Here is a 5,557-nt window from a genome sequence, read left to right as displayed (position 1 = left end):
CGCCCGTACCGCCCGAGGGACGGGCGAAAGAGACGGGGGCGGAGACACCGCCCGGGGGAGACGGGGATGATCAGGGTTGAGAACGTCGTCAAGGCGTTCGGCGGCATGCGCGCCGTCGATGGCGCGACGCTGTCGATCGCCAAGGGCTCGATCACCGGCCTGATCGGCCCCAACGGCGCGGGCAAGACCACGCTGTTCAACGTCATCGCCGGCGCGCTGCCGCCCACCAGCGGCCGCGTCCTGCTCGAGGACGAGGACATCACCGGCCTGCCGCCGCACGACCTGTTCCACAAGGGCCTGCTGCGCACCTTCCAGATCGCCCACGAGTTCAGCTCGATGACCGTGCGCGAGAACCTGATGATGGTTCCCGGCGGCCAGGCGGGGGAGACGCTCTGGAACGCCTGGATCGCGCGCGGCCGGATCGCCCGCGAGGAACGCGCGCTGGCCGCGAAGGCCGACGAGGTGCTCGAGTTCCTCACCATCGACCACCTCGCCGACGAGCGCGCGGGCAACCTGTCGGGTGGCCAGAAGAAGCTGCTCGAGCTCGGCCGCACGATGATGGTCGACGCGCGCGTCGTGTTCCTCGACGAGGTCGGCGCCGGGGTGAACCGCACCCTGCTCAACACCATCGGCGACGCGATCCTGCGGCTCAACCGCGAGCGCGGCTACACGTTCGTGGTGATCGAGCACGACATGGATTTCATCGCCCGCCTGTGCGACCCGGTCATCGTCATGGCCGAGGGCAAGGTGCTCGCCGAGGGCACCATCGACGAGGTGAAGGCCGACGAGCACGTCATCGAGGCCTACCTCGGCACCGGCCTGAAGAACCGCGACAAGCTGGAGGCGCCGGCCTGATGCGGGCGCTGTCGCTCGCGGGGCTGCTCGCCCTCGCCGCCGCCGCGCCCGCCGCCGCCGCGCTGGCGCAGGGCTGCGAGCCGCTGGCGCTCGGCCACAGCTACTGCCCCGCCGACGGCGGCTGGGCGGACGCGACCGTCGAAGCCGTGCCCGACGGCCTGCGCGCCGCCGAGGGCGAGGTGGAGCTGGTGTTCCAGGTGCTGCCGCGCGACGGCGGCATCGGGGCCGAAGCGCTGCGCAGCGAGCTCAACGGGCTCGCCGAAGCGCTGCTCGGGGCCGAGCCGGCCGGCTTCGTGCCGCTGCTCGAGGACCGCCCGGCGGTCGCGGGCGCGACGGCGGTGCGCTTCGCCTTCCGCACCGGCGCGTCCGGCGGCGAGACGGTCGTCGCGCTGACCTTCGCGGCGCGCGAGGAGGCGACGCTGATCCTGCAGACCTCCGCCCCCGGCACCTACCTCGACGAGGCGCACGCCCTGCTCCATGCCGACGCGCTCGCCGCCGTGCAGGGGCCCCGGTGAAGGCGCTCGCCCTCCTCGCGCTGCTCGTCGCCGGCCCCGCGATGGCCTGCGACGACTTCCCCGACGGCGTGCGCTTCTGCCCGGCCGCCGCCGGCGTCGCGGCCGCCGCGCCCGCCGACGGGGGCCTCGCGCGCTATCAATCGGAGGATTACGGCGTGGTCATCGAGGTCGCGCCGCTCTCGGCGACGAGCTACGCCGACCCCGCCGACATGCGCCCGATCCTCGACGACTACCTGGCCGCGCGCAAAGGCTTCGAGGACGGGCTGCCGGTGATCGCCACCGACCGGCTCTGGCTCGGCGACCGCTCCGCCGAGCAGGTGGTCTACCGGCTCGACGAGGGCGGCGTGGCGACGGTGGTGGCCGACACGCTCGCGCTCGGCGACGGGTTCGGGCTCTACGTCCAGACCATCGCCACCGAGCCCGGCTTCAGCGCCGCCCATGCCGCCTTCCACGACCGGGTGCTCGCGGCCATCGCCCTGCCCCCGGCGCGCGACGGCGAGATCGGCCTGCCCAGCGACTACGGACCGGGCCGGGCGCTGTCGGTGGAGGCGGGGGGATGAGCGTGACCGGACGCAACAGCAATGCTAGGGTGCCTCACCACGGGGCGCTCATGGAGGACGAGGCGTGAGCGACGGCTACGGCGACCGCGGCAACAAGGACCGCTCGATAACCAACCCGCACGGCCGGGGCGACCTCGTCGCCCACGGCGAGGGCGATGCCGGCGCGGCGACGCCGGCGCTCGAGAGCGCCTTCCTCGCGGGCGTGAACATGACCGGCGGCTACGGGCGCGGCGCGGACATCCTGCACGATTGCACCGTCTCGGTGGAGCCGGGCGAGATCGCCGTCATCGTCGGCCCCAACGGCGCGGGCAAGTCGACCGCGATGAAGGCGATCTTCGGGATGCTCGACCTGCGCGAGGGCCGCGTGACCCTCGACGGCGAGAACATCACCGGCCTGTCGCCGCAGGCGCGGGTCAGCAAGGGCATGGGCTTCGTGCCGCAGGTGCGCAACATCTTCGCCGCGCTCACCGTCGAGGAGAACCTCGAGATGGGCGCCTTCATCCGCCGCGACGACATCCGCCCGACGATGGAGCAGATCTACGACCTGTTCCCGATCCTGCGCGAGAAGCGCCGCCAGCCCGCGGGCGAGCTCTCGGGCGGCCAGCGCCAGCAGGTCGCCGTGGGCCGGGCGCTGATGACCAAGCCAAAGGTGCTGATGCTCGACGAGCCGACGGCAGGCGTCTCGCCCATCGTGATGGACGAGCTGTTCGACCGGATCATCGAGGTGTCGCGCACCGGCATCCCGATCCTGATGGTCGAACAGAACGCCCGCCAGGCGCTCGAGATCGCCGACAAGGGCTACGTGCTCGTCCAGGGCCGCAACGCCTTCACCGGCACCGGGCGCGACCTGCTCGCCGACGCCGAAGTGCGCAAGTCGTTCCTGGGAGGCTGAGCCCGATGCTGCGCCCCCTCGCCCTGCTGCTGTCGCTGGCGCCCCTTGCGGCCGCCGCGCAGGACCTGCGCGAGGTGTGCACCGCCCGGCTCGATTGCCCCGCCGAGAGCGACGGCGTCTGCGCCGAGACGGATTTCAGCTTCACTCTCGTCACGCCCGACCTGTTCAGCCACCGCATCCTCGTCGGCATCGGCAAGACCTGGGTCCAGCCCGTCGCCGCGCCGACCGACGACGTCTTCGTCTGGGACGACCCGTGGTACAGCTGGAGCCTGTCCTACGTCTTCAACCCGAACAGCGACAGTGCCGAACACCCCGACTTCCTGCTGACCCGCGCCGAGGTCGGCGGCCCGCCCTCGCGCACCCGCGCCTTCGTCGGGACCTGCGAGGTCGTCGAATGAACTGCCTACCGAAAGGATCCGGATGGACGCCCTGAACGCCCTGGTCGCCCTGACGAACTTCGTCATCATCCCGGCCACCGCCTACGGCGCCCAGCTCGCGCTCGGCGCGCTGGGGGTGACGCTGATCTACGGCATCCTGCGCTTCTCCAACTTCGCCCACGGCGACACCATGGCCGCCGGCACCACGGCGACGATCCTGTTCACCTGGGCGCTGCAGGCGGCGGGCGTGAGCCTCGGGCCGCTGCCGACCGCCCTGCTCGCGCTGCCGCTCGGCATCGCCGTCGCCGGCCTGCTGCTGCTCGGGACGGACCGGGTGGTCTACCGCTTCTACCGCGCCCGCAAGGCGGCGCCGGTGATCCTGGTGATCGTGTCGATGGGGGTGATGTTCATCTATAACGGCCTCGTGCGCTTCGTGATCGGGGTCGACGACCAGAACTTCGCCGACGGCACCCGCTTCCTGATCTCGGCCCGCGACTTCCGCGACATGACCGGCCTCGAGGAGGGGCTGGCGCTGAAATCGACCCAGGTGATCACCATCGTCACCGCCGTGGTCGTGGTCGCGCTCCTGTTCTGGTTCCTGAACCGCACCCGCACCGGCAAGTCGATGCGGGCCTTCTCCGACAACGAGGACCTGGCGCTGCTGTCGGGGATCAACCCCGAGAAGGTGGTCACCGTGACCTGGCTGATCGTCGCCGCGCTCGCCACCGTGGCCGGCACGCTCTACGGGCTCGACAAGAGCTTCAAGCCGTTCACCTACTTCCAGCTGCTCTTGCCGATCTTCGCCTCCGCCATCGTCGGCGGCCTCGGCTCGCCGCTCGGCGCCATCGCCGGCGGGTTCCTGATCGCCTTCGCCGAGGTGACGGTGACCTACCCGCTCAAGAAGATCCTCGGCTACCTGATGCCCGAGTCGCTCGAGCCCGACGGGCTCGTGCAGCTGCTGTCGACCGACTACAAGTTCGCGGTCTCCTTCGTCATCCTCATCGTGGTGCTGCTGTTCCGGCCCACGGGCCTGTTCCGGGGGCAATCGGTATGAGCAATCTCGCCCGCATCCTGCTGCTCGCCGCCGTGGTCGCGGTGCTGATCGTCGGCACCGGCTACGTGCAGGGCTGGAACTCGGCGCTGCTGATCCTCAACATGGGGCTCGTCTCGGCCATCATGGCGCTCGGGGTGAACCTGCAATGGGGCTTCGCGGGGCTGTTCAACGTCGGCGTGATGGGCTTCGTCGCGCTCGGCGGGCTCGCGTCGGTGCTGGTGACGATGGACCCGGTCCCCGAGGCCTGGGCGGCAGGCGGCGCGGGCGTGCTCGCGGCGCTGGCGCTCGGCGCGGCGACCATCGCCGCGGCGATCTGGCTGCACCGGCGGCTGTCGGGCGCGGCGCGGGTCTGGGCGTTGCTGGCGCTGCTGGTGGTCGGCTTCATCGCCTACCGCGCGGTCTTCTACCCGGCGCGCGACGCGGTCGAGGCGATCAACCCGGCCGCCACGGGCTACCTGGGCGGGCTCGGCCTGCCGGTGCTGCTGGCCTGGCCCGTGGGCGGACTGCTCGCGGCGGGCGCGGCGTGGATCATCGGCAAGACGGCGCTCGGCCTGCGCTCCGACTACCTCGCCATCGCCACGCTCGGCATCGCCGAGATCATCATCGCGGTGTTGAAGAACGAGGACTGGCTGAGCCGCGGCGTCAAGAACGTCTCCGGCCTGCCCCGCCCGCTGCCCTACGAGATCGACCTGCAGCAGGACCCGGCCTTCCTCGAGCGCGCCGCCGGCTGGGGCGTCGACCCGGTGACCGCCTCGACGATCTACGTCAAGCTCGGCTACGGCGTGCTGTTCGCGGTGGTGCTGGTGCTGCTGCTGGTCCTGGCGCAGCTCGCGCTCAACTCGCCCTGGGGCCGCATGATGCGCGCCATCCGCGACAACGAGACCGCCGCCGAGGCGATGGGCAAGGACGTCACCCGGCGGCACCTGCAGATCTTCATCCTCGGGTCCGCCGTCTGCGGCATCGCCGGCGCGATGATGACGACCCTCGACGGCCAGCTCACACCCGCCTCCTACCAGCCGCTGCGCTTCACCTTCCTGGTCTGGGTGATGGTGATCGTCGGCGGCTCGGGCAACAACTTCGGCGCGGTGCTCGGAGGGATGCTGATCTGGTGGCTCTGGGTGCAGGTCGAGCCGATCGGGCTGGCGCTGATGTCGGGGATCGCCGCGCTGATGCCCGAAGGCAGCGCGCTCGCTGGCCACCTGCTCGACAGCGCCGCGCACATGCGCCTGCTGACGATGGGCGTGATCCTGCTCCTGGTCTTGCGGTTCAGCCCGCGCGGCCTCGTGCCGGAACGGTAGCGGCGC

General features: G+C 71.4%; 7 protein-coding genes. All 7 read left to right on the top strand.

What is annotated here, in order from left to right:
- Window positions 1–66: 66 nt before the first annotated feature.
- A complete protein-coding gene (locus OG2516_RS03410; protein ID WP_007254217.1) occupies window positions 67–855 on the top strand; it encodes an ABC transporter ATP-binding protein in 789 nt (262 codons plus the stop codon).
- Window positions 855–1,370 carry a hypothetical protein gene (locus OG2516_RS03405; RefSeq protein ID WP_007254216.1) on the top strand — a complete coding sequence of 172 codons (516 nt, stop codon included), beginning with the start codon at window positions 855–857 and terminating at the stop codon, window positions 1,368–1,370. The genes OG2516_RS03410 and OG2516_RS03405 overlap by 1 nt, the downstream gene beginning before the upstream one ends.
- Window positions 1,367–1,930, top strand: a complete 564-nt coding sequence (locus OG2516_RS03400; RefSeq protein ID WP_007254215.1) for a hypothetical protein — start codon at window positions 1,367–1,369, stop codon at window positions 1,928–1,930. The genes OG2516_RS03405 and OG2516_RS03400 overlap by 4 nt, the downstream gene beginning before the upstream one ends.
- 64 nt (window positions 1,931–1,994) lie before the next feature.
- A complete protein-coding gene (locus OG2516_RS03395; protein WP_007254214.1) occupies window positions 1,995–2,822 on the top strand; it encodes an ABC transporter ATP-binding protein in 828 nt (275 codons plus the stop codon).
- A 5-nt stretch (window positions 2,823–2,827) separates the two neighbouring features.
- Window positions 2,828–3,220: a hypothetical protein gene (locus OG2516_RS03390; RefSeq protein ID WP_007254213.1), complete on the top strand. Its 393-nt coding sequence runs from the start codon at window positions 2,828–2,830 to the stop codon at window positions 3,218–3,220.
- 22 nt (window positions 3,221–3,242) lie between these two features.
- Entirely contained in the window at window positions 3,243–4,253 is a 1,011-nt protein-coding gene (locus tag OG2516_RS03385; RefSeq protein ID WP_007254212.1) for a branched-chain amino acid ABC transporter permease, read from the top strand.
- Window positions 4,250–5,551 (top strand): branched-chain amino acid ABC transporter permease, encoded by a 1,302-nt coding sequence (locus OG2516_RS03380; RefSeq protein ID WP_007254211.1) that lies wholly within the window; start codon window positions 4,250–4,252, stop codon window positions 5,549–5,551. The genes OG2516_RS03385 and OG2516_RS03380 overlap by 4 nt, the downstream gene beginning before the upstream one ends.
- The last annotated feature ends 6 nt before the right edge of the window (window positions 5,552–5,557 follow it).

Origin of the sequence: Oceanicola granulosus HTCC2516 (assembly GCF_000153305.1) — a bacterium.
Classification (GTDB): Bacteria; Pseudomonadota; Alphaproteobacteria; order Rhodobacterales; family Rhodobacteraceae; genus Oceanicola; species Oceanicola granulosus.
Note: the sequence above shows the minus strand (reverse complement) of the source record. Positions and strands in the feature narration are given on the sequence as shown.

What these genes read in the sequence shown, in the direction of transcription:
- OG2516_RS03390 (WP_007254213.1), top strand. Translation starts at nt 2,828, where the DNA reads ATGCTGCGCCCCCTCGCCCTGCTGCTGTCGCTGGCGCCCCTTGCGGCC.
- OG2516_RS03405 (WP_007254216.1), top strand. Translation starts at nt 855, where the DNA reads ATGCGGGCGCTGTCGCTCGCGGGGCTGCTCGCCCTCGCCGCCGCCGCG.
- OG2516_RS03385 (WP_007254212.1), top strand. Translation starts at nt 3,243, where the DNA reads ATGGACGCCCTGAACGCCCTGGTCGCCCTGACGAACTTCGTCATCATC.
- OG2516_RS03410 (WP_007254217.1), top strand. Translation starts at nt 67, where the DNA reads ATGATCAGGGTTGAGAACGTCGTCAAGGCGTTCGGCGGCATGCGCGCC.
- OG2516_RS03380 (WP_007254211.1), top strand. Translation starts at nt 4,250, where the DNA reads ATGAGCAATCTCGCCCGCATCCTGCTGCTCGCCGCCGTGGTCGCGGTG.